General features: G+C 31.7%; 24 protein-coding genes. 11 read left to right on the top strand and 13 right to left on the bottom strand.

The window, feature by feature from the left end; all coding sequences use genetic code 11:
• Positions 1 to 14: 14 nt before the first annotated feature.
• The 12 genes from DZ68_RS0102225 to DZ68_RS10410 all read right to left on the bottom strand — a co-directional run bounded on the left by DZ68_RS0102225 (position 15) and on the right by DZ68_RS10410 (position 12,948).
• A complete protein-coding gene (locus tag DZ68_RS0102225; RefSeq protein ID WP_024790649.1) occupies positions 15 to 1,175 on the bottom strand; it encodes a restriction endonuclease subunit S in 1,161 nt (386 codons plus the stop codon).
• Positions 1,176 to 1,289: 114 nt separating this feature from the next.
• Positions 1,290 to 2,759: an RNA-binding domain-containing protein gene (locus DZ68_RS0102220; RefSeq protein WP_024790648.1), complete on the bottom strand. Its 1,470-nt coding sequence runs from the start codon at positions 2,757 to 2,759 to the stop codon at positions 1,290 to 1,292.
• Positions 2,722 to 4,284 carry a class I SAM-dependent DNA methyltransferase gene (locus DZ68_RS0102215; protein WP_024790647.1) on the bottom strand — a complete coding sequence of 521 codons (1,563 nt, stop codon included), beginning with the start codon at positions 4,282 to 4,284 and terminating at the stop codon, positions 2,722 to 2,724. The genes DZ68_RS0102220 and DZ68_RS0102215 overlap by 38 nt, the downstream gene beginning before the upstream one ends.
• Positions 4,284 to 4,943, bottom strand: coding sequence for a DNA repair protein RadC (gene radC, locus DZ68_RS0102210; protein ID WP_024787052.1), 660 nt, complete (start codon positions 4,941 to 4,943; stop codon positions 4,284 to 4,286). The genes DZ68_RS0102215 and radC overlap by 1 nt, the downstream gene beginning before the upstream one ends.
• Before the next feature lie 72 nt (positions 4,944 to 5,015).
• Positions 5,016 to 5,294, bottom strand: a complete 279-nt coding sequence (locus tag DZ68_RS0102205) for a hypothetical protein (protein ID WP_024790646.1) — start codon at positions 5,292 to 5,294, stop codon at positions 5,016 to 5,018.
• A 9-nt stretch (positions 5,295 to 5,303) separates the two neighbouring features.
• On the bottom strand, positions 5,304 to 6,065 hold the full coding sequence (locus tag DZ68_RS0102200; RefSeq protein WP_024790645.1) for a sulfite exporter TauE/SafE family protein: 762 nt from the start codon (positions 6,063 to 6,065) through the stop codon (positions 5,304 to 5,306).
• 103 nt (positions 6,066 to 6,168) lie between these two features.
• Positions 6,169 to 6,375 carry a hypothetical protein gene (locus DZ68_RS09880; protein WP_051428156.1) on the bottom strand — a complete coding sequence of 69 codons (207 nt, stop codon included), beginning with the start codon at positions 6,373 to 6,375 and terminating at the stop codon, positions 6,169 to 6,171.
• Complete coding sequence (locus DZ68_RS0102190) at positions 6,375 to 6,731, bottom strand: rhodanese-like domain-containing protein (protein WP_024790644.1); 357 nt, start codon at positions 6,729 to 6,731, stop codon at positions 6,375 to 6,377. Before DZ68_RS0102190 ends, DZ68_RS09880 begins: the two co-directional genes overlap by 1 nt.
• A 73-nt stretch (positions 6,732 to 6,804) precedes the next feature.
• A complete protein-coding gene (locus DZ68_RS0102185; RefSeq protein ID WP_024790643.1) occupies positions 6,805 to 9,900 on the bottom strand; it encodes an efflux RND transporter permease subunit in 3,096 nt (1,031 codons plus the stop codon).
• A 146-nt stretch (positions 9,901 to 10,046) separates the two neighbouring features.
• Positions 10,047 to 11,132 (bottom strand): efflux RND transporter periplasmic adaptor subunit, encoded by a 1,086-nt coding sequence (locus DZ68_RS0102180; protein ID WP_024790642.1) that lies wholly within the window; start codon positions 11,130 to 11,132, stop codon positions 10,047 to 10,049.
• On the bottom strand, positions 11,129 to 12,397 hold the full coding sequence (locus DZ68_RS0102175; protein ID WP_024790641.1) for a TolC family protein: 1,269 nt from the start codon (positions 12,395 to 12,397) through the stop codon (positions 11,129 to 11,131). Before DZ68_RS0102175 ends, DZ68_RS0102180 begins: the two co-directional genes overlap by 4 nt.
• Positions 12,394 to 12,948 carry a TetR/AcrR family transcriptional regulator gene (locus DZ68_RS10410; RefSeq protein ID WP_024790640.1) on the bottom strand — a complete coding sequence of 185 codons (555 nt, stop codon included), beginning with the start codon at positions 12,946 to 12,948 and terminating at the stop codon, positions 12,394 to 12,396. The genes DZ68_RS0102175 and DZ68_RS10410 overlap by 4 nt, the downstream gene beginning before the upstream one ends.
• A gap of 75 nt (positions 12,949 to 13,023) precedes the next feature.
• Between DZ68_RS10410 and DZ68_RS0102160 the strand changes: the two genes are divergently transcribed.
• Positions 13,024 to 13,623, top strand: coding sequence for a hypothetical protein (locus DZ68_RS0102160; protein ID WP_024790639.1), 600 nt, complete (start codon positions 13,024 to 13,026; stop codon positions 13,621 to 13,623).
• Here DZ68_RS0102160 and DZ68_RS0102155 read toward each other — a convergent pair.
• A complete protein-coding gene (locus DZ68_RS0102155) occupies positions 13,620 to 14,402 on the bottom strand; it encodes a ferritin-like domain-containing protein (RefSeq protein ID WP_024787043.1) in 783 nt (260 codons plus the stop codon). The genes DZ68_RS0102160 and DZ68_RS0102155 overlap by 4 nt on opposite strands.
• A gap of 82 nt (positions 14,403 to 14,484) precedes the next feature.
• Here DZ68_RS0102155 and moaA point away from each other — a divergent pair, with 82 nt between their 5' ends.
• The 10 genes from moaA (at position 14,485) to xseA (ending at position 23,493) form a co-directional block, all read left to right on the top strand.
• Positions 14,485 to 15,441, top strand: coding sequence for a GTP 3',8-cyclase MoaA (moaA, locus tag DZ68_RS0102150; RefSeq protein ID WP_024790638.1), 957 nt, complete (start codon positions 14,485 to 14,487; stop codon positions 15,439 to 15,441).
• A gap of 178 nt (positions 15,442 to 15,619) precedes the next feature.
• Positions 15,620 to 16,411, top strand: coding sequence for a Sir2 family NAD-dependent protein deacetylase (locus DZ68_RS0102145; RefSeq protein WP_024790637.1), 792 nt, complete (start codon positions 15,620 to 15,622; stop codon positions 16,409 to 16,411).
• Positions 16,412 to 16,421: 10 nt separating this feature from the next.
• Positions 16,422 to 16,805: a hypothetical protein gene (locus DZ68_RS0102140; protein WP_024789265.1), complete on the top strand. Its 384-nt coding sequence runs from the start codon at positions 16,422 to 16,424 to the stop codon at positions 16,803 to 16,805.
• Between the two features lie 92 nt (positions 16,806 to 16,897).
• Positions 16,898 to 18,286 carry a chloride channel protein gene (locus DZ68_RS0102135; protein ID WP_024787040.1) on the top strand — a complete coding sequence of 463 codons (1,389 nt, stop codon included), beginning with the start codon at positions 16,898 to 16,900 and terminating at the stop codon, positions 18,284 to 18,286.
• Positions 18,279 to 19,937 (top strand): chloride channel protein, encoded by a 1,659-nt coding sequence (locus DZ68_RS0102130; protein ID WP_024787039.1) that lies wholly within the window; start codon positions 18,279 to 18,281, stop codon positions 19,935 to 19,937. Before DZ68_RS0102135 ends, DZ68_RS0102130 begins: the two co-directional genes overlap by 8 nt.
• Before the next feature lie 79 nt (positions 19,938 to 20,016).
• Positions 20,017 to 20,352 carry a 30S ribosomal protein S6 gene (gene rpsF, locus DZ68_RS0102125; protein ID WP_024787038.1) on the top strand — a complete coding sequence of 112 codons (336 nt, stop codon included), beginning with the start codon at positions 20,017 to 20,019 and terminating at the stop codon, positions 20,350 to 20,352.
• The gene (ssb, locus tag DZ68_RS0102120) at positions 20,342 to 20,806 is read left to right on the top strand and encodes a single-stranded DNA-binding protein (RefSeq protein ID WP_024787037.1); all 465 of its coding nucleotides are present in this window, start codon (positions 20,342 to 20,344) and stop codon (positions 20,804 to 20,806) included. The genes rpsF and ssb overlap by 11 nt, the downstream gene beginning before the upstream one ends.
• A gap of 10 nt (positions 20,807 to 20,816) precedes the next feature.
• Complete coding sequence (gene rpsR / locus DZ68_RS0102115) at positions 20,817 to 21,101, top strand: 30S ribosomal protein S18 (RefSeq protein ID WP_024787036.1); 285 nt, start codon at positions 20,817 to 20,819, stop codon at positions 21,099 to 21,101.
• A gap of 24 nt (positions 21,102 to 21,125) precedes the next feature.
• The gene (locus tag DZ68_RS0102110; RefSeq protein ID WP_024787035.1) at positions 21,126 to 22,109 is read left to right on the top strand and encodes an alanine racemase; all 984 of its coding nucleotides are present in this window, start codon (positions 21,126 to 21,128) and stop codon (positions 22,107 to 22,109) included.
• Positions 22,110 to 22,149: 40 nt separating this feature from the next.
• Positions 22,150 to 23,493 carry an exodeoxyribonuclease VII large subunit gene (gene xseA, locus DZ68_RS0102105; protein WP_024789264.1) on the top strand — a complete coding sequence of 448 codons (1,344 nt, stop codon included), beginning with the start codon at positions 22,150 to 22,152 and terminating at the stop codon, positions 23,491 to 23,493.
• Positions 23,494 to 23,559: the final 66 nt, after the last annotated feature.

Raw genomic sequence — 23,559 nt, 5'->3', positions numbered from 1 at the left:
TCATCCTTCATCCTTCATCCTTCATCCTTCATCCTCACTTCCCCGCTTATGAGTTTTGGTAAAAGTATGTCTCGCAATTTTTCAAGGGTGCGGATTTGGTTATTATTAATTTCAATTTTATTATACAATTTTTCAATAATTTTTCCTTTTTCAATTTGGAGAGGTAAAGGTGGTATGATTATATCAATATTTCTAATTGATTGAATTGTCAAATTGACTTGAACTCCGCTATTAGCTTTAGTACGAAGTATTGCTATATTTTCTTTATCTTTTAGTTGTAAATATAATAAATAATTATTTATTAATTTTTTATTATCTTTTAAGGATATTCTTGCTACACGCTGATTAAGAACATAATGATTATTTTTATCAACCATTGCTGGTACTCCTAAAATGACAACATTATCTTTCATATCAGTCATTGCTATTACAATATCTCCTTTATTAAGAATATATTTTTCAAATTTTTTATCTCTTGGAATATAATTATGTTTTGGATTTGTTTTTAATCCGCCATTTTTATCAATATGTCCCATTTTTAATACTTCTAAATGTTCAGGTTGATATTCAACATAGTCTTTACTTTTAAAAGCAAACCCATTTTTTACTTCTGCAATTTCTTCTAATGAAACTATTTCCCAATCCTCTTTTGCGTCTTCTATAAACCATTTTCTAAAAAGTGTCTCGGTCATTTTTTCAAGTGTTTGGTTTTGGCGGTTAAGTAGGTCAATTTTATCGTCAAGAGATGAAAGCACAGAGGCTATGGCTTTTTGTTCGGGGAGAGGTGGGAGAAGAATTTCCTGAGAATAAGCTGTGTTTCTGTTTAGACCAGGAACAGCACTGTCTTCATTTAATTCATCTAACTTCAAATAAATGAGCAAATAATACATAAAATCAAAATCGTAATTTTCATTTGGTAAAATATAATAACAAGTATCAATTGGATAAAAAGGAACTTTTGCTTTATAAACTTTCCCTATTGTTCCTTTTCTACCAACAATAATTCCTTTTGATTTTACTAAAGCTTCATTATGCCATCCAGTAATACCAGCAGAACTGTAAACAGGTATATTTCCTTTAATTCGATTTTTTTCAGGAAGAGATTTTCCGTAATTAAATACAGCAACCTCTCCCAACTTAACCCTTTTCCACCCATTAGGCAATTTTTCACTCATCCCTTAAATCTCCTTTTTATCCTTCATCCTTCATCCTTCATCCTTCATCCTTCATCCTTCATCCTTCATCCTTCATCCTTCATCCTTCATCCTTCATCCTTCATCCTTCACCCTTCACAATTCATCCTTCTTTAAAACATAATAAGTGCTTCTACCTTTCCCTTGCCTTTGAATAAGATTTTTTTCGACTAATGATGTTAATGTTTCATATGCTTTAGTGTTTTGAACATTAAGAATTTCAGTTGCTTTCTTTCTCGTGATTTTTCCATTATCTAAAAGATAAAGTAATATCTTCTTTTCTTCCAATGTTAATCGTTCGTAATCGTTCGTAATCGTTCGTAATCGTTCGTAATTGTCCGCAATCGGTCGTAATCGGTCGTAATTGGTCGCGGATTCTGTTGAAACACTCTTTTGGGTTTCTGGACGGTAGTTTACTTTTCTAAATGTTATTCTAAATGAAATTCCGGGCTCGCTCCACTCAAACCTAATTTCAGGATATTTTTTTAACTCTTTGGCAATCAATCTTAATCCATTTCCCCACTGCTCTATTATTCCAAGTTTTTTAAAGACTAAAGCAAGCACTCTGTTTCTAATATCAGACTGGCCAGATTCCATATCATCAAAATCGATAGTGGGCATTAGTTTACCCGGACTAGTAATTTCAATCTTATCATCAAATATGGCAATTTTTATATCTTTTCCTGTTAAAGAATAATCACGATGAATAACTGCATTTCTTATTGCTTCACGAATTGCAATAACTGGATATTCCCATCTGTCTTTTCTATAAACTCCCTCATATGTTGAGCCTTGAGAAATGTGTCTAAGAACAAATTTATATGCTTCTTCTGCCTGAAAACTTATAGGCTCATTAATGCTCTTCTGGTCTATAAAATCTCCGGGTATTGTTCCTTTAAATCTTGCGCATTCTATTTTTGCGTAGGGAAAACGTACATTTCTTATTTCATCATTAGAAAGCAGTAAAAATGCATTTGTGGGAAATTCTCTGTTTTGGTCTGAAATTATAAGATTTAATTTTTTTAAAATGGTTTTGGTGAGCTTTTCACCTGTGATTTGTTCAAACTGTTTTGAAAACAGAGAAAAATTCAATTCATCAATAGTTTTTGAATATACCGGAAGCGAATCAAAAGAAATGCCCTGTTTTTCTCTTTCTAACTCTTCTATCATATCGTTATTAGCAAGCCTGTTTGAAGAACCGACTCTAATATATGTTCCTTTTTCTTTTCCTTTGCTTTTAAGATAATAAGGCGGGTTATTACCTTTGTAAATTTTAATTTTAACAACATATTTTCCATTATGATTTACAAATGAAATTTCAGGCAAAATAAGAGGATAGCAGTTATCATGGATAACATTGCTTATTATTTCTTCTATTTTTAATAAATCTTCTTCAGGCACTCCAATTACCTCTCTTGGATTATCTTTTATACCTATATATATTTCACCTCCGGCATCATTGGCAAAAGATACAACAGTTTTGCATAAATCAGATTTATTAGGAAGAGTTTCTTTAAATTCAAGTTTTCTATTTTCCGGCTGTTTTAAAATTTTTTCTAATTTCACTTTTACCCTTCATATCTATCTTTGCCAAATTCTCTAATATCAATTTATTGAGCTTCTCTTCTTCAGCTAACTGCTCTAAAAACTGGGCTTTTAATTTATTAAACCTTTCTTCAAAATCAAAATCATCCTCTTCTTGGGCAAGTCCCACATAACGCCCGGGTGTTAATACATAATCAAGCTCTCTTACCTCTTCAATGGTAGCGGATTTGCAAAATCCTTTTATATCTTCATAGTTTTTATCTTCTTTTTGCCATTTATGGTAAGTGTCTGCTATTTTTTTAATATCTTCCTTGGTTAAAATTCTCTGTCTTCTGTTGATAAGCTTGCCCATATCCCTTGCATCAATAAATAGTATCTGTTTTTTTCTTGTAGTTTTATTTTTTCTCAAAAACCATAAAGATGCCGGAATTTGCGTATTTAAAAATAGTTTTGCAGGTAAATTTACAATACAATCTACAATATCATCTTCAATCATATTTTTTCTTATCTCATATTCTGCACTCTGTTTTGTAGTAAGTGCTCCTTTTGCTAAGACAAAGCCAGCTTTTCCATGAGGTGCAAGGTGAAAGATGAAGTGTTGAATCCATGCATAGTTTGCGTTGCCAGCAGGCGGCACGCCATATTTCCATCTTGCATCTTTTCTTAAAAGCTCTCCGCTCCAGTCGCTGTCGTTAAAGGGAGGATTTGCTATGACAAAATCGGACTTTAAGTCTTTGTGGGCATCGTTTAGAAAAGAGCCTTCTGGATTCCATTTTACCTGTGAGCTGTCAATACCTCTAATTGCAAGATTCATTTTACAAAGCCGCCAGGTTGTCTGGTTGCTCTCCTGCCCGTAAATGGATATATCGTTGATTTTTCCTTGATGTTCCTGCACAAATTTTTCTGATTGCACAAACATCCCGCCACTTCCACAGCATGGGTCAAACACTCTTCCACGGTATGGTTCAAGCATCTCAACTAAAAGCTCAACAACACTTCTTGGAGTATAGAATTGACCGCCTTTTTTTCCTTCAGCAAGCGCAAATTCCCCTAAAAAATATTCAAACACATGCCCTAAAATATCTGAAGTTTTTTCTTTTGCCTCGTTTATTGCAATATTGCTAAATAAATCAATTAATCCCCCAAGAGCAATAGGGTCAATATTCCCCCTTGCATAAACCTTTGGTAAAACACCTTTAAGAGAAGGGTTAATTTTTTCTATAAGTTCCATTGCATTATCTATTATCTTTCCTATTTCCGGATTTTTTGCTCTTTCTTTTAAATAGCTCCATCTGGCTTCAGGAGGAATAAAAAAGACATTTTCGGCTTTGTATTCGTCTATATCTTCGGGGTCTGCTCCTTCGTATTCACCTTCTCCTTTTTTGAGTTTTTCATACAAATCCTCAAATGCTTCTGATATGTAGCGTAAAAATATAAGCCCTAAAACCACATGCTTATATTCTGCCGCATCAATATTTTTCCTCAGTTTATCGGCCGCTTTCCATAAGCTTTGCTCAAAAGTTTCACTGTTTTTTTTCTTTGCCATTATAAAATTCCTTTTTGTTGCAAACTTATAAATCCATTTTTACTAAAAATTATATGGTCTAACAGTTCAATTCCGAGAATTTTGCCGCTTTGTTTTAATTTTTGAGTAATAAATATGTCTTCTTTGCTTGGAGTAAGATTTCCTGATGGATGGTTATGCGCTACAATAATACTTGCACATCTATTTTCAACTGCAGGTGCAAACACCTCTCTTGGATGTATAAGAGTTTGATTTAACGTGCCTATGGTTATAACTCTTTTTTCACAAATCCTGTTTGCCCCGTCAAGATAGATCGCTATAAAATATTCCTGTTTTTTATCATAGAATTCTTTCAGTTCTTCATAAATATCTTTAGCTGAGGTGACAGTTTTATATTGTTTTAAAAGATATCTTTTTGAGAGTTCTATTGCACTTATTATCTGAGAGGCTTTTGCAATACCAAGCCCGTGGATTTGAAGAAGTTTTTCTATGTTGATTTCATCAAAGTCATTTTTTAAAATTTTTACAATTTCCCGTGAAAGTTTAATAACATCTTTTCCTTTAACACCGCTTCCAAGCAATACGGCAACCAGCTCATAATCTTTAAGAGCCTTTGCCCCTTTTTCCAAAAGTTTTTCTCTTGGCTTTTCAAATTTTTCAAGCTCTTTAATTTTTTTCATTGTATACCCAATATGCCTTTTTTGTAATATTTTATAAGTATAGCAAAAAAGGGCTTGGCGGTAATATTTTTATCAATGTAGTTTTAGATATTTATATTTAATCATTGTCTTATTTTTTAATTTCACATTTTTTTCTCTTAAATGTTTAATATGCTCAACTTTTTTAATTAATTCTTTTATCATATCATATTCTTCCGAATCTTTTCCGGCTTCTTTTAGAATATGCTCTCTTCTTTTTTTTAAAATTTCAAGCCATTCGTCTATTATTTCATCCGGAATATCACATTTTTCAGCATCTTTTTCTTCTTTTTCTATCAGCCAGTCTGCAAGTTTTGCTAAAAGTGTATGCATTTTTTCTCCTTAAACCAAATGATAATAATGTAAAATGGAATAAATAATTTTTATATCCAGCAAAATTAAAATAATAGCAATCAGTTTTTTAACCTGCTGCGGAGTTAAGCGGTAATGCATTATTTTATCACCTAAATATCCTCCTAAAATTGCGGCTGCACTTACATTTAAAAGCATAATCCAGTCTATATGTGTAATGCTTAAGTACATAAAAAATCCGCTGAGCGTTGAAAACGGAAGGACAAAACTTACCATATAAGCGGACACTTTTGCATCAAATCCGAGTAAAATCAAAGCAGGTAAAATTAAACTCCCTCCACCTACTCCCATAAGTCCGGATAAAAACCCGACACTTAAACCCAAAGCAACCATTACCCACTGTTTGGTATAATGAAATTTGGCCACTTTTTTCTTTTTAAACATTAAAAATACAGCTAATATAATAAATAAAGCCAGAAGAATTTTTACATAAACAGGCGGGATAAATTTGCTTGAATATGCGCCGATAGGCGCCCCTATAATTGAAGAAATTGCAAGAGGAAGAGTGGCTCTTATATCAAGAACTCCCCTTAAAAAGTTCATAATACTGGCAGTAATTGTGCTCATTGAATTTATAAAAAGCCCGAAAGCCTTTGCCACATTTAAAGGAAGTCCAAGTGAATTAAAAAGGGGTACTAAAACAATGGCCGAACCGACCCCTCCCGTTGCAAATATTGTGGAAAATATTAAAGTTAAAATAAAATAAGTTCCATAATAGATTAATTCATTCATTTCTTTCCTTTAACAGTTTTTCAAAAATTTCTTTTATTTCTTCTGCCTGAATTAAACCTTCAAACAGAATTTTTCCATTCATTTTAATGCAGGGGTCATTTCCTCATCCTTCTTCAATTGCTTGCATAGTATCGTGATGGTAAAAAACCTGTAAACGCAAAGGCAGATGTTTTAAAGTACACATAATTCTTTTTGAAATTTTAAGAGTTTCTAATTTACTTCCGTAAATATGCAAAACAAAAAGAGGCCACTCTTTATGAACCTCGTGTAATATTTCTCCTTCATTTAGAGGATAACAAGCATTTTGCATTAATCAACTTTAAGCTCTTTTGCCTTTCCGCCTTTAAAAGCTTTCATAAGTTCAAGCAGACCTTCTTCTAAAAATTTTGCATTGTATCCTTTTTCCTTTAGAAAAGCCGCTGCAAAAGCAGCTCTGCTGTTTTCAGGACATGCTGTTACAATAAGTTTATCTTTTGGAAGTTCGTTTAGTCTGTTTTCAAGCTCATTTGCCGGAATATCAATTGCAAATGGTAAATTCCAAACTTTTTTCTCAAAAGGCATTCTTATATCAATTAATACAGCATTTTCTTCATTGAATTCTTTTTTAAACTTTTCAAGTGAAATTCTAATTTCTTTTTGACCTTTTGGTGTAGCGTATTTTGTCATTTTGTTCTCCTTACTTACTAGTTAGTAAGCGAATTATAACTCATTTTTTTTAATTCTGCAAGAAAAAGAAGAATTATTTTTCTAATTCTTCTTCTATTTTTTCAAATATATTTGTTTTTTTATTATCGGGGTCTGTTGCGTATGAAATCATTGGAACATATACAAGTGTAAGAAGAGTTCCTATTAAAAGTCCGCCAATTGCAACATCTGCAAGAGGTGAGAGTCTCTCAAGCCCTACGGCTTGTTCAAGAGCAATAGGGATCATTCCGGCAATTGTACCAAAAGCAGTCATCATAACTGGTCTAAATCTAACTCTAATAGCTTGAAGTGCAGCTTCAAATGGGCGATTTCCTTCTTTTTTATACTCTTTGTAAAAATCAATTAGTAATACCGCATTTTTAATAATAATACCAAATAAAAGTAAAATACCAACAAGACTTGGCATACAGGATGGTTTATGCATAATCAGCATTCCCCAAGCAGCTCCAATCATAGAAAGAGGTAATACTAAAATCATAATAAATGCAAGTCTAAATGATTCATAAACTACGCTTAAAGTTAGAATTAATACAATTATACCAATAGCAATTGCTTTAATCATTCTTGAAAATGAATCTTTCATCTCTTTTATGTCACCGGTCTGTTCGTAATTTTTGATTCCCGCTTTATGTAATATATTATCAGCGTTAGCTGTAATTTTACTGACAGGTCTTTTAGCTCTGTATCCTTCCACATCAATTGAGTAGAGTAATCCGTCTCTTGTAATTTTATTGTATGTAAAATTAGGTTTAATTTCGGCTATTTCTTTTAGAGGAATAACCCCTTTTGGTGTACTGATTAGTAAATATTTTAAACTTTCAGGATTTTCATAATTTTTATTAAATCTAATTCTTACAAACTGTACATTCATACTGCTGAGATCTGAGTTTATGGTTACCACTTTATCATTTAGAGCAATTTGTGAAATTACCTGAAGGGGCGTTATTCCGTAACTTAAAGCTTTGTTTTTGTCAATTTTAATGACAGCCTCCTGCATATCCCTGTCCCAGCTTGTTTTTATAGTTGTAAGACCTTTTATTTGATAAAACAGTTTTTCTACCTTGTGTGCAATTTCTGGTAAGTTTTCGTAATTTTCACTTCTAATTTCTACATCAAGTGGTGCGTTAATAGTTGAAAGTGCTGTTGCTCCAAAATCAAATACCGCTAATTTTTTAATACCTTGAAGCTGTGCTAAATGTTTTCTAATTTTATCTTCAAGCTGCCAGATTGTTTTTTTTCTCTCAAATCTGTTAACTGCGGTAATAGTCATACTTACACTATTACCAGCTCCTCCTCCGCCAAGAGATAAAACACCTTTTTCAGTTCCGATTGAAACTGAACTTCTCTCAAGCCAAGGTTGTTTATCTAGCCAAGCAAAAAATGGTGCCAATCTTTTTTTTGTTTCATCTGCATTTATATTATTTGAAAATTCAAGGCTAACTTTCATAATACCTGTATCCATTGGAGGCATAACATCTCTTCCGATTGTTGGCATAATGTTTTTAAGGCTTATCATTAATGTGAGTACTGCCGCCGCCATAATAAGCATTCTTCTAAGAGGATAAAATTTTCCGTTTGAAAATTTAATAATTCCAAGATAAGGAATTATAAGTTTACCTATTGTTTTTTGATAGAGCATTTCAAAAAATTGTTCTATTTTTGTTTTAGAAAATCCGTTTTTATATAAAAGAATTGATAGTTTTGGAATAAATGTAACAGATAAAAACCAGCTGATAAGAAGCGCTATAATCAATGTTTCAATTAACGGTCTGAATATTTTTTGTGGGAAACCTCCAACAAACATTAATGGAAATGTAATTGCAATTGTAGAAATTGTTCCTGCAAAAATTGGCTTTAAAACTTCTTTTGTTCCGTGATAAATGGCATCTTTTAAATTTTCTTTCTCTTCAAGGTGTCTTTCTATATTTTCAAGCACAACAACCGCATCGTCTGTTAGCATTCCGAGGGCCAATATAATAGCGGTGTAAATTACGATGTTTAATCCCTGACCCGTTAGGTAAAGAAAAGCAATTGTTCCAAAAAATACCATCGGAATTGAAAAACCGGCTGCAATAATTGCCCTGAAATTTCCAAGGAAAAAGAGTAATACTAAAAGTGTGTAAATAATTGCATCACGTAAAGCTTCTAGCATATTAGTATTTGCGGTTTCAACAAGCTCTACCTGTGTATCTGCTATTTTTACACCGATATTTGGATATTCTTTTTCAATTTGTTTCATTATTTTCCTTGCGGCCATTGCTGTATCAAGAACACTGCCGCCAGGAGCCCTCTGAACTGAAATTGCAATTGATGGTTTGTCATCCCCTATATATCCGCTGTTATTTGTTTGATACGTCCATTTAATATCGGCTATATCTTTTAATTTAATATTTGGTAAAATAAAGCTATCTTTTAGCTCTTTTACATCATCTTTTTCACCGTAAAAACTTAAAGTTAAAAATCCGTCTTTGCTTTTTATAAAACCGATAGGCAAATCTTTATTTGTAGCTCTAATAATATTTATTATTTTATCAAGTGTTAGGTTATATTTTTTCATTTTTTTAGGGTCAAGTTTTATCATAATAGAGCTTTGAAATCCACCAAAAACTTCTACATTTCCAATATTAGGAGAAGATAATAGTTTTGGTTTTATGTAGCTTTCAGCTATTTTTCTAATTTCAGCTAAATTAATAGAATTGTTTTTTGGATACAAAGCAAATACATCAACAGGAAGTGTAAAATCTCCTACTAAATATATTGCAGGTGTAGCATTTGGTGGTAATTTATCTTTTATACGGTTTAGTGCATTATTTACATCAACTGCTGCTGCCTGGAGTCCTTTTTTATAATCAAATACAACATGAACTATTGAGAAATTTGGAACATTTGTGGATTTAATTTCATATACATTACTAAGCGTTCCCATCTCTTCTTCAATAGGTTTTGATACCATTGTTGCAACTACGCTTGGAGTTGCACCGGGGACGGTTGTGAATATTACAACTTCAGGTCTGTTTGCATCAGGAAAAAGATTTTTTGGCATTTTAATAAGCCCTAAAACCCCAAATACAAACATTCCTATAATTATCGCGGTTAATAGGTAACCTCTTTTATAAAAAAATTCAAACATTTCCTATCCTTTACACTTTATACTTTTCATCATGGCCGCTTTTCAAGCAGCCAGGTGAGCAAAGCTCACTTTTCACTTTGAACTTGGTTTCTTGACAATTTTCACTACTCACTGCTCACCACTCACCACTCACCACTCACCACTCACTACTCACTACTCACTATTTTTATAGGGTATCCTGCTTTAATTCTCAATAAAATATCAGGTTTTGCTTCTATTACAGATGAAGAAATATTTTCTTTTATTGCCACACCTTCAGTCCCTTGGGCTAAAATATGAATTTCTTTAATTTGAGCTTTATTTCCATTTGGAATAAATACATAATTTTTACCGTTAATACTAAGTATTGCATCATAAGGCAATATTGTTGCATTTCCATTGAAGCTTACAAGTTTAATTTTTACTTTTTCTCCCAAGATTAAATCAGGGTCGTTTACATCAATTTTATAAGCAGGAACTCCGTTAAATGTGGAATGAAGTGGAATTAAATTATACATTTTATTTTTATAAATAGCTTTTTTGAAATTGTCCGGTACCGCTATAAACAGATAATTTCCTTTGGCTGAAGCGATTGTTAAAAGCGGTTTTCCGGGGAAAGCATTATCACCTTTATTTACAAATTTTTGAGCAATAATACCATTAATTGGGGATTTTATTTCGGTATACTCTAAATCATTTAAAATTGCTTTTTTTTGAGCTTTTAAAGAATGTAAAGTGTTTTTATCTGCTGCAATCTGAGCTTTTAAACCTGCAATTTTACTCTCTTCTGCTTGATATTGTTCAATACTTGCCATTTTTACATTTAAAAGAGCTTTTGTTCTTTTATGAGTAGCAATTAAATTTTTAAGCGTTACATATTCTGCATTTAGTTTATCTTTAATTGATTTGATTTTTTCATTTGTGGCTTTAAGAGAAGCTTTTAAATGTGAATCATCTATTTTTGCAACTGTTTGACCTTTTGTTACATATCCTCCAAGATTTGCAATACATTTAATTTTCCCTGCAAATTTTGTTGTAACTGTAACTTGCGAATTATTTTTAACTAATGCTAAATACGGATATGTTAATGTAGCCTGATTCTTAGGATTAACAGTTTTTACAACGATTGGATAAATTTTTGCTGCTGCTAATTTCGCATCCTCGGCTTTTCTTTTTTTAACCAGTTTTACTCCACCTATTACCAAACCTATTGTAATTAATATTACAACACTCCAAGCAATTATTTTTTTCATTTGAATATCCTTTCTAAGTTATTTCCGTAAATAAATGCTAAGTTAGCAATTAATGAATTTTTTGTAGCAATTAAGTTTGCTAAATTTGCTTTTGCCAAGGCCAGATTGTTTTCATATTTTAAATAATCATCTACTGTCATTCTATTTAATTTAAAAGCAACTTTTGCTCCTTTTAATAGCTCTTCCCTTATTTCAATTGAATCTTGTGCTAAAGAAATTGATTTTTTAATCTCTTTAAGAGATGATGTTATTTTTAAAACATTTGCATTTAAATCTTTTATTGTTTTTTGAATTGTTAGGGCATTTTTTAGTTTTTCTATTTTAGCTTTTTGTACCTCGGCACTGTTTTTTCTGTTAAAAATATTCCAGTTTATATAAATTCCTGCACTTGCATAGTTTAGTGCTAAATGCTCGTCATTATTATATGCATTTGCAAATGCTCTAAATCCTTTGATTTGAAGCATAAGTTTTGGCCAGAATGAATCTTTTGCTGTTTTTACATCATATTCACTTGCTTTTAAATTTTCTTTTAAAGGTTTTAGCGCTAAAAAGCTTTGTTTATTTATATTTGAGTCTATTTCAATTGGTAACGGTTTATTTAATTTAATTTTTGTTAACTGATAAATTTCAGAAATTATTTCATCAATTTGCATATTAAGGCCTGAAATTTTGATGTTTATCTGATTTAGGGCATCTTTTAATCTTAGAGCGTTAAATGCCGGAATTCTGCCTACATTGACGCCCACTTTAATTGCGTCTAAAGTTGTTTGTATTGAATTTTTTTCATCATTTAGGGCATTTTTTAATTTTATTAAATAATTATATTTGCTAAGCACAGTTATTAAAAGACTTTCTCTTTTTAAAAGATTAATTTTTGCTTTGTATTTGGTTGCAATTAAAAGATGGGAAATTTTATCTTTTGTATCATAGATGCTTTTTACAAAAATTGGCATATTTGCAATAAATCCTATTTTTTGAATGTTTTGAGAAAACCAGTAACCTCCATGCTGCATTCCAATTTCTTGTGATTTAGTTGGAGGAAGCGGCTTTATATTGGTTGGAGATGAAAAATGCTCACTACTTGCAAAAAGAGAAATGTTCGGATATAAACTGCTTGTAATTTCTTTTTTGATAACTTTTGTTTGTCTTGTCAGTAAATTGTCAATTTTTGTATCCGGTGTTTTTTTGATTGCATTAAAAAGTTCGTTTAAGTTAGCTGCGTTTAAGGAAATTGCCAAAATTAATCCGAAAGATAATTTTTTCATTGTTTAGCCTTTATGTAGTTTGTTATTGTTAAAATTAATTCATTTTTTAAATTAAATTCAGGAGAAATTTCACAACACGTTATAAGAGATGTTATTTTTTTTCTTATTTCTATAGTATTTAAATATGTTGTAAAAGATGAAATAATTAAATTTTGAATAAAAAAAGGATTTATATTTGTGCCTTTTAATATTTTGTTTAAAGCCTGTATCATTTTGCTTATTATAGAAACTGATTCTTCGTTTAAATTTCTAAATTCACATGATATTTCTTTTGAAAGCAGCTTTGCCAGGAGAGGCTCTTTTTTAAAAAAATTATCCAATGTGTCAATATAATGTTCTAAGTCTTTAAAAATATCGCCCGAGATGTTAAATTCCAATTTTGAAAAATAATAAATAAAAATTGCATTATATAAATCATTTTTATTTTTAAAATGATAATAAAGTGCAGGTTTTGTAATATTAAGCTCTTCAGCTATGTCCTGCATAGACGTGTTTTTATATCCGTTAAGGGCAAAATGTTTAAGTCCAGTTTTAATAATTTTTTGTTTCATTTGTTTCCTTACTTACTAATAAGTAAATTGAATTATAAAATTTTTTTGCTAAAATGTCAATAAAAAAGGAATAAAATGAAAAAAATAATTTCTGTTTTGGCAATTGTCTCAGTTATGTTTGCGGCAAACAGCGATGATATAAATAAAAAACTTGATTTAATACTTCAAAAGATGAATATGCTTGAAAAAAAAGTTGACCAGAGGGATAAAGAAATTGAAAGTTTAAAAAAAGAGTTAAATCAATCTCAACAAAAAATTCAAGAGCAGGTTCAAAAACAGCAGGAAACTCAAAAAAAAGAGCTTGAAAATAAATTGGTGCTTAACAGCTGTAAAAATATAAAAGTAAGTAATTTCTCTTACAAATATAATGGCGATGTAATTCCTTATTATACTCTTACATATACGCTTACGAATAAATATCCTAAAAAAATTGTTCATTTAAAAGGTGATTTAATTATTGAAGATAAAGACGAGGTTAAAATTCTGCAGGATTATATAGACAGAGATGTGGATTTAGCCCCCGGACAAAGCATTACAATAAAAAAAGTCCATACGGTTACAAATGATATGGAAAAAAATCTTGCAGGGGAAAAACCTGAAAATTTAAAACTTATTTTTGAAGTAATAAGGGCTGATTTGGCTGACGGAGGAAGGGTTGAGTGCGGAATTTTTTAACAGACTTTTTCTCCGCTTAAAATATTAAGCTCATCACAGCTGAAACCGGCTTTTAGCCTTGCGGCCACATTTAAATCTTTTTTCTTCCAGTCTTTAAAAAAGTTATCCACTATTTGAAAATATGTTTGTACGGGTTTTAAATTTTCTTTTTCACAAGAGAATTTAAACCATTTATCGCCTTTTTTTACATGTGGGATTTCCTCTTTTAAAATAATTTTAAGCACTGCAATTACTTCTTGTGCAAAAGGGTCGTTATATTTTTGCACTCTACGGATTATCTTTTCATTAGCATCAAGCCCGTTTGCCTCATACCATCTCGGAATTACGGCCATACGTGAAATCAAATCCTGGGTTTTCTGAGCGGCTTCGAACAGTGAATTGTGAACGGGAAAATCCCCGTATTTATGCCCTGTTTTTTCTAATAAATTATTTATGAGTCTAAAATGCCTTATTTCATCAGCGGCAACTTCCAGCCAGTCTTTATAAAATTCAACCGGTAAATTTCTAAACCTGTAACAGGCGTCAAGTGCCAGATCAATGGCTGAATATTCAATATGAATTAAAGCATGAAGCAATACCGCTTTTTTTTCATCTGTTTCAAATCCTCTTCTTCTTGGCACATTGGCGGGAGGGACAATTTTGCAGAGTGTTGCGTAACTTGGTTTTTCAAAAAATTTCGGTTTTTCTTTTGATTCGGGATTAACGTTAATTTCTTTTATTAATTTTTCTTTTTCATTGGCATCAGTTGAAATTATAGCTTTTTCCAAAATGGAATACATTTAAAAACCTTTTTATAAATTATAGCATTTTTTTATTTTTTATGTTACAATCCGCTATATAATATTATATATAAGGCTAATTATGTTAATAGATTCGTTTAACAGGACAATAGACTATATACGGGTTTCGGTTACAAGCAGGTGTAATTTCAGGTGTCTTTACTGTATGCCGAATACCCCTTTTGAATGGATACCACATGAAAATGTTATGAGGTATGAAGAAATGTTTGAATTTTTACGCCTTGCCATTGATGAAGGTGTTAAAAAAATAAGAATAACAGGCGGTGAGCCTTTGGTCAGGAAAGATTTGGATAAATTTGTAAAAATGCTCCATGATTATAAACCGGAGCTTGATTTGGCCATAACCACGAACGGATATTATCTGAAAAAATATGCTAAAAGATTAAAAGATGCCGGGCTTAAAAGAGTTAATATTTCAATAGATTCCCTAAAACCTGAAGTTGCCAAAAAAATAGCTCAAAGAGACTGCTTGAATAATGTTTTAGAAGGAATTGACGAGGCAATAAAGGTTGGCTTTCAAGTGAAATTAAATACAGTGGTTATGAAGGGAATTAACGATAATGAAATTTTAGATTTGCTGGAATTTGCAAAAAATAAAAATGTGATAATCAGATTTATTGAGTTTATGGAAAACGAAAGGGCATATCCCGGAATTAAAAGGGTGGATTCAAAAGAGGTTTTGGAAAAAATAAGAAGCAGATATTCTTTTAAAGAACTTCCGAAAAAAAACGAGGCGAGTAAAAATTTTATGTTGGAGGATGGTAATATATTCGGTATTATAGAGCCTCACAATGAAGAATTTTGTAAAAGCTGTAACAGAATTAGGCTTACTGCTGAAGGATATTTGATACCATGTCTTTTCTTTACTGAAAGTTATAATATTAAAGAAGCCATAAGAGAGGGAAACATACAAAAAGCGGCCGAAATTTTAAGGGATGTTGTAAAAAATAAGCCGGAAAAAAATGACTGGCAGGAAGAAAAAATAAGTGACAGGGCGTTTTGGGAGACAGGAGGGTGATTAAATAGTGATTGGTGAAAATAGTGAGTGGTGAAAATGGTGAGTAGTGAAAATGGTGAGTGGTGAATTGTGAGTCTGCCCGGCCGCTTATAAAGCGGCGTGGTGGTGAGTTGTTAGTAGTCAAGTACCAAGTTGCCAAGAAGCCAATAAAGTTAAAAATGGAAAATTAAGGGGGAAAATGGAAAATATAAAAAAAGCCGCAGAAGCTATAAAAAAATCAAGCCATATATTAATAACAGCCGGGGCCGGGATGGGGGTTGATAGTGGTTTGCCTGATTTTAGAGGAAAAGAAGGATTTTGGAGAGCTTATCCTATAGCAAAAAATCTTGGACTTTCATTTGAAGCTTTGGCAAATCCAAAATGGTTTGATATTAATCCAAAACTAGCATGGGCTTTTTATGGTCATAGACTCAAAATGTATAGAGAAACCACGCCGCATGAAGGCTTTAATATTTTACTAAATCTTCCGCAGGATAAATTTGTTTTTACTTCAAATGTTGACTCTCAGTTTCAAAAAGCCGGATTTAGCGAACTTAAAATTGTAGAAATTCACGGCAGTATTCATTATTTGCAATGCACTAAACCGTGCAGCAGTGAAATTTGGGAAAACAATGAAAATATTGAAATTGATGAAGAAAAGTTTGAAGCTTTAAACTTTCCTAAATGCAAAAATTGTGGCATAATAGCAAGACCGAATATTTTAATGTTTGGAGATTTCAGATTTATTGAAAAAAGAGTAAATCTTCAGATTGCCAGATTTGAATATTGGCTTCAAAGGGTTGATAATCTGGTTATTATTGAAATAGGGGCCGGAAGTGAAGTGCCTACCGTTAGAAATATGAGCGAAAAAGTAAAAAACAGCTTTGGCGCTACTCTTATCAGAATAAATCCGCTTGAGAGTCACGGGGCTGATATTGAGATTAAAAAAGGCGCTCTTGATGCGCTAAAAAAAATCAGAAAATATTTATAAAGGAAAATTTATGAAAAAAATTTTTTTATTTTTAATTGCAGTATTTTCTTTTGGTTTTAACCTGAATCAAAATTACAGTTGTGAAACACTCGGTTTTGCGTTTAAAAAAAACGGGAAAATATTTAATGTGCCCAATGATGTAAAAACAAATAAACAGATTAGAAAAGATTTGAAGAACTTATACAAAATAGATATAAAACCCTTAAATAATTCTTTGTTTTTAAAAATAGGTGATAAAAACGACACACTGCCTTATATACAGACTATAAAAAACCAGTTTGACGTTTATGTAACAAAAGATAAACAGGTAATTGTTTTCGCAGATAAAAACGTTTCACAAATCGCATTAAAAATACCTTCCCAGCAGATAGTCATATATTATCAGTGTAAATAAAAATTGTTACTTTTTAGATAAAAAATAAAGTTTTTTTTAAAACTTTATTAAATTTATTTTTAATTTTTGTATAATATCCCAAGGGGATAAAAATGAAAGAAAAATTGGAAAATTTTTTTGCCAAACTAATTCTTGGAAAAAACGAGCATTTGGATTTCATTGATTACATAAAAAAAACATATAAAAATATCATACATTCCCAGGTTATGAAAGTGGATATGCTTTCAATTTTGTTTTTTGTCGGTAAATGGCTCCCGTTTGCCATTGCTATCGGTATTACTACAGGTGTAATAGCCTCTTTTATGGATTTGTTGATAGTTCATATAAACAAATATCTTAATACCAATATAATTTATTTATTTATTTATCCTTTTTTGGTTTCTGTTATTACCGGATTTGCCCTAAACCAGGATTCAAAAATAGGGGGACCTGGAATAGGTTTTGCCGTTTTACATCTAAAAACCCCTCTTTATTTAAAGGTTAAAACTCTTTTATTAAAACTTATAGTTTCTATTTTCACCTTATCCGGAGGGTTTATCGCGGGAAGGGAAGGGCCTTCTTTTTTCCTGGGGGTAGGTTTAGGAGAGTGGCTTGGCAAAGCATACGGATTTTCAAGAAAATTTAAAAATATGCTTGGTTTAATCGGAGGGGGCGCCTTTACAGGGGCATTACTGAAAGCGCCCCTTGGAAGTTCAATTTTTGCAATGGAGCTTGAAAATACTTATGATTTTGATTACAGGCCTTTTGTGCCTATGATTGTTGCATCCATTACGAGTTATCTGACTTTTTCATTTTTCAGGGGTAATCACGCATTTATCAATTTGGTTAAAAAGCCTATTTGGTATTTAAATGATATTCCGTATATTATATTAATGGGAATTGTAATTTCAATAATTATTTATGTTTATACAATAACTTTTCATTTTCTTCAAAAAACATCAAGGATAATTCCTGTCAACAGAAGACCGTTAATCGGAACGCTTATTTCAATTCCTTTTTTGATAGGAATTTATTATTCCACCAATAATATCGATATACTCTCTGCTCCTGCGAATATGGAAATTCTCTCAAATTTAGCCCAGAATCATTTTACAATAAAAATGGACATTGCCTTTATTTTATATACAATAGTTATAACATCTTTTACTCTGGCTTTTGGAATTCCCGGCGGTCTTGTTTTGCCTGTTTTGATAATAGGTGCTGCAGTGGGTAATATTTTCGGAAATTATTTTCCAGATGAAATTGCTATGTTTACACTGGCCGGTATGGGGGCTGCTTTGAGTGCGGCTGCAAAAACACCGCTTGCCGCAATTGTAATGATTACGGAAATGAGTCATGATGATGTTGTGATACCTATGACGGCGGCTGTTATTACAAGTTATCTTACAAGTTTCGGTTACAGTCTCTATCTTGGACTTGAAAATCCTTTCAGAGGGGATTTGAAATCACTACATTCTCATATGAAAAACAAAAATGCTTAAAAATACGGGGCATTTTTTTATAATTCCTCTTCTTTTGGGGGCAATAGGCGGTTTTTCAGCTATTTTATTCAGGTGGCTGATAAAAATTTTTACATTTTTAAATGATAAACTGAACATTTTTCAAACCCATTATTTTTATTTGATTTCTGTTCCTTTTTTGTTTTTTATATCAGATTATTTGGTAAAAAAATTTAAAATATCTTCTGAAAATGTCACGCTTGAGCTTATTGCAAAAAAGGTGATTCTTTTAAAAGGTAAATTTTCCAAAATAAAAGGCTTTTTGGTTCTGTTTTTAACAAGCGTAAGCATAGGATTCGGTGTGCCTGTCGGAAGGGAAGGCCCTATAGCAAAAATGGGAGGACTTTTGAGCGAAGTTTTTTTGGAAAAACTGAAAATAGAGAAAATAAATTTTCCTATTTATCTGGGAGCCGCCATTGCTTCCGCCATTGCCGCAACATTTAATGCACCGATAGCCGGGGCGCTTTTGGGGCTTGAAATAATAATCGGTAAAATAAATTCATATGTTATTATCCCCCTTATTGTTTCGGTTGTAACCGCAACCTTTATTTCAAGGGAGTTTATAGGTAATTTTGCGGCTTTTATTGTCCCTCATTTACATTGGAATGAGGAATATGTCATATTTGTGCCTTTTGAGGCGGTTTTTATTGCTTTGTTGTGTCTTGTAATTATAAAGGGTCTTGAATATTTAAGAATTTTTAAGTTAAAAAACAGGCATTACTGGCACAGATATATTGTTTTTTCAGGTTTTGCTGTAGGGATGATTGTTGCATTTGTCCCGGAAAGTGCCGGAGTGGGATATGAACATATTACCGCACTTTTAAATAATAATAATTATTCACTTGATTATATCTTAATAATTTTTCTCGCAAAAACGGCAGGGCTTATTTTAAGTATAGGAAGCGGGCTTTTTGGAGGAATAATGTCTCCGAGTATTTTTATAGGTTCATTCGGAGGCTTCTGGTTTGGAGATATTTTTACAAAATACGGGATAGATCCGAGAATTTTTGCGGTGGTGGGGGCTTCTTCAATGCTTGCCGGAATTACAAAAACACCTCTTAGAAGTTCAATTATTATAACCGAACTTACCCATTCTTATCAGTTGATTTTGCCTATTTTGGTGGCTTCAAGCATCAGCGTTTATTTAATTTCATGTTTTCAGGGAGATTCTTTTTTTAAAAGGGCATTGCTTCAAAAAGGTATAGATATTGATAATAAAGATATTTATAACTTTTTAAAAAACTGTAAACTGGAAAAATATTTAGTGAAAATAAATCCCCTAAAAGAAAATCTCTCAGTATATATGGCTTCAAAAATTTTAAAAAAAAGCAGGTATGCAATTTTGCCTATAGTAGATGAAGAGGAAAAATTAATAGGCATAGTTACCCTTACAGATATAAGAAAAAGTGTCCTGCTGCATAAAAAAAACATAAAAATAAAAGACATAATGACCAGGGAACCTTTTTGTATAAAAGAAAATCCGTCTATGGAAGAGTTGATTAAAGCGATAAGCCTTATAGGAAACAGATTTGTTCCGTTTGTTGATAAAAATGGGAAATATCTTGGGTTTATTGATTTAAGAAAACTTGTAAAAGAGCTCTCGACCGCTAATTCGGCATACTATTTGAAATAAAAATTTATTTTTAGTATAATTTCGTTTCAATGCCTCCTTGCTCCAAGCTAAGGGGCTAAATTAGCCAGAAGGAGAATTAATGCTCAGACATTATGAAACAATGTTTATTTTAAAACCGACATTAACGGACGAAGACAAGGAAAAAAACCTTCAAAATATTCAGGATGTAATTTCTAAAGAAGGTGGAGAAGTTGTTGCTATGGATAAAATAGGAATCAGACAGTTGGCATATCCTATTAAAAAGTTTGAAAGAGGAGATTATTATATAATTTATTACAAAGCTCCATCAGGCGCAATGCTTGAACTTGAAAGACAAATGAGATATAACGAAGATTTGTTAAGATTTATGACAGTTAAATATGAAAATAAAAAAGAAATAAAACGTTTCGAAGAAATGGCAAAAAATGTACAATAAAATTATCCTTGTAGGGAATTTGACAAGAGACGTTGAACTCAGATATTCCCCTGCAGGGACGGCAATAGCGAAATTCGGAATTGCAACAAACAGAACATATAAAGACAGTGTGAGCGGAGAAAACAAAAAAGAAGTTATGTTTATAGATGTCACTGTTTTTGGTAGAAGCGCGGAAATAGCCAATCAATATTTAAGAAAAGGCTCTAAAGTATTAGTTGAGGGAAGATTGGTATTAGACCAGTGGGTTGACAGCAGCGGACAAAAAAGAAGCAAACATTCTGTAGTTGCTGAAAAAATACAGTTTATGGAAACAAAAGCGGAAGCTGAGAGAAACAGAAATTATGAAAATTCTTATCAAGCTCCTCAGCCGCAAGCACCTAAAGAACATTCACAGCCTAAACAAAACAAAGATATACCGTCAATAGATATTGACGAAGACGAAATACCATTTTAAAGGATAGATAATGGCACAGGATCCAAAGAAAAAATACGGAAAAAAAAGATGTAAATATTGTGAAATGAAAGTAGATTATATCGGATACAAAGATATTGACTTAATTAAATATTCTTTGTCTGAAAGATATAAAATTATGCCAAGAAGATTAACAGGTACCTGTAAAAAACATCAGGATATGGTTCAAAAAGCCATTAAAAGAGCAAGACAAGTGGCGTTAATCCCTTATGTAGTTGACAGAAAAAGAGTTGTCGAAAATCCGTTTGAGGCCATCAAACCTCTTAAAGCCAAATAATTCCCCCTTTTTCGGGGCTTATTTATGGCTACAGTTTATTTAAACAAAAAAAATCTTTTTTTTAACCTCGATAAAATTTCAAAAATAAATCCTAATATACTTGCCGTAATTAAAGACAATGCTTACGGACACGGAATAATTACTTTTTCAAAAATGCTAAATGAATACGGTATTAAAAAAGTCTGTGTTAAAAACAATTCTGAAGCCGAAATGGTAAAAAGCTTTTTTGAAGAAGTAATTGTATTTTACCCCGGTACTAACAGAAATGCGAAAAATATTTCTTACGGAATTAATTCAGTAATTCAGCTTAAAAAAAACCGTCACCCTTATATTCATTTAAAAATTGATACAGGAATGCACAGAAACGGAATTTTAACGGATGAGTTAAATGAGGCTTTAAATATTATAAAAGAAAAAAATTTTGAATTAAGAGGCGTTTTTTCCCATTTTTGCTGTGCGGATGAAATTGGGAACGATACATTTATACAACTTAAGAGATTTGAAGAAATAAGAAAAAAAGTTATTAATTTTTGTGAAAAAAACAGTTTAAAAATACCGTATTTTCATTTAGCAAATTCAGCCGCTTTAGACAAACTGCCTTATACTTTTGATTATGTACGTCCCGGAATTGCAATGTACGGTGGAATTGAAGGGTTTAAACCAGTTATGAAATTAGTTGCAAAAACAATTTCAAAAAGAAAAATTTTTTCGCTTCAGGGTGTGGGATATAATAAAAAATTTATGAGTGATAAAAATATAACGGTTTCAACCGTTGATGTGGGATACGGTGACGGACTGCCTTGTTTCACAGAGGGGTGCAAATTAAAAAACACAAATGCACTTGGAAAAATTTCTATGGATTCCATGATAGTTGAAGGTGATTTTGACGAAGTGGTTGTGTTTGATGATGTGAAAGAGTTTGTTAAAAATTTTGACACTATAACTTATGATATTTTAGTGAAAATTTCCCCGAGAATAAAAAGAGAAGTTATAAATAGTGAGTTGTGAGTGGTGAGTAGTGAGTGGTGAGAAGAGTAAAAGGCAATAAATGAAAGCAATAAGTGTAACCCAGCTTAACAATCAGATAAAATCCGTTGTTGATTCTCATTTTGAAATAGTTTATGTCGAAGGGGAAGTGAGCAAAGCTGTTTATCATAATTCAGGGCATCTCTATTTTACACTAAAAGATGAAAATTCTTCTATAAACTGTGCAATGTGGAGAAGTAATCTTTCAAGAATGAAATTTAAACTCACTGAGGGTGAAAAAGTCCTGGTTTACGGAGCTGTAAATATTTATGTTCCCAGAGGGGAATACAAACTAATAGCTCAAAGTATTACCCCAAGCGGAATAGGGGCGCTGCAAAAAGCTTATGAACAGTTAAAAGAAGAATTAAAAAACCTCGGATATTTTGATGAAAAAAATAAAAAACCGCTTCCGAAATTTCCAAAAAGAATAGCAATTGTTACTTCAAGAACGGCGGCGGCTTTGCAGGATATGCTGAGGATTGCAAAAAAAAGATGGCTTTTAAGTGAATTTTATCTTTTTAATACTTTGGTTCAGGGGGATGGCGCCCCTGGCGATATTGCAATGAAAATAAAAATGGCGGATGAATATATTTTTGATGACGGAAAAGGTTTTGATTTAATAATACTCGGAAGAGGAGGCGGAAGCCGTGAAGATTTATGGGCTTTTAATGAAAGAATTGTGGCTGATGCGATATTTAAGGCAAAAACACCGGTAATTTCAGGGGTAGGACATGAGATTGATTATTTAATAAGTGATTTTGTGGCGGACAAAAGAGCCGCAACTCCTTCGAACGCCATGGAAATTGCACTTCCTGATAAAAATGAAATTTTACTTTCAATTGATGAAATGATGGAAAGTTTTAATTATAAAATAAATCAGATTCTGCAAAAAAAAGAAAAAATACTTATTCATACAAAAGAGCTTTTTATATCAAATTCACCTGTTAAAAAATTTGATATGAGGCTTGATGAAATAAGGGTTTTACAAAAAAATTTTTATATTTTAACGGATGGAATTTTAAGAAAAAAAGAGAATGATTTTATAAATCTTCAAAAAAGTATGATTCTTTCTTCTCCGCTTAGAAAAATAGAAGAATTTGAAAAAGAAATAAATTTGTTGAAAAATCAGTTAAAAAACAAAATGAATGAAATAATTTATTTTAAAGAAAAAGAATTAAACTCCGTTAAAAACGCATATGAAAGAATGAATCCGAAAAACAGAGAAAAAGAAGGTTTTGCACAGGTTAGGATAGGGGATAAAAAAGTTTCTTTAAACTGTATAAAAAAAGATGATGAATTTTATGTTGAAAATGCCACAACTTCAATTCTTTCAAAAGCGCTTAAGATAGTAAGCGGTGGGCAGTAAAACTGTATAAATAAAAAAATTTATTCATAAATGTATAAATTTTATTCAATAATATGATTATTAAAT

It is taken from the genome of Lebetimonas sp. JS085, from assembly GCF_000523295.1.
In the GTDB taxonomy this organism is placed as follows: Bacteria; Campylobacterota; Campylobacteria; order Campylobacterales; family Nautiliaceae; genus Lebetimonas.
The sequence above is the reverse complement of the archived record's forward strand: the minus strand, read 5'-3'. Positions and strand labels throughout refer to the sequence as shown.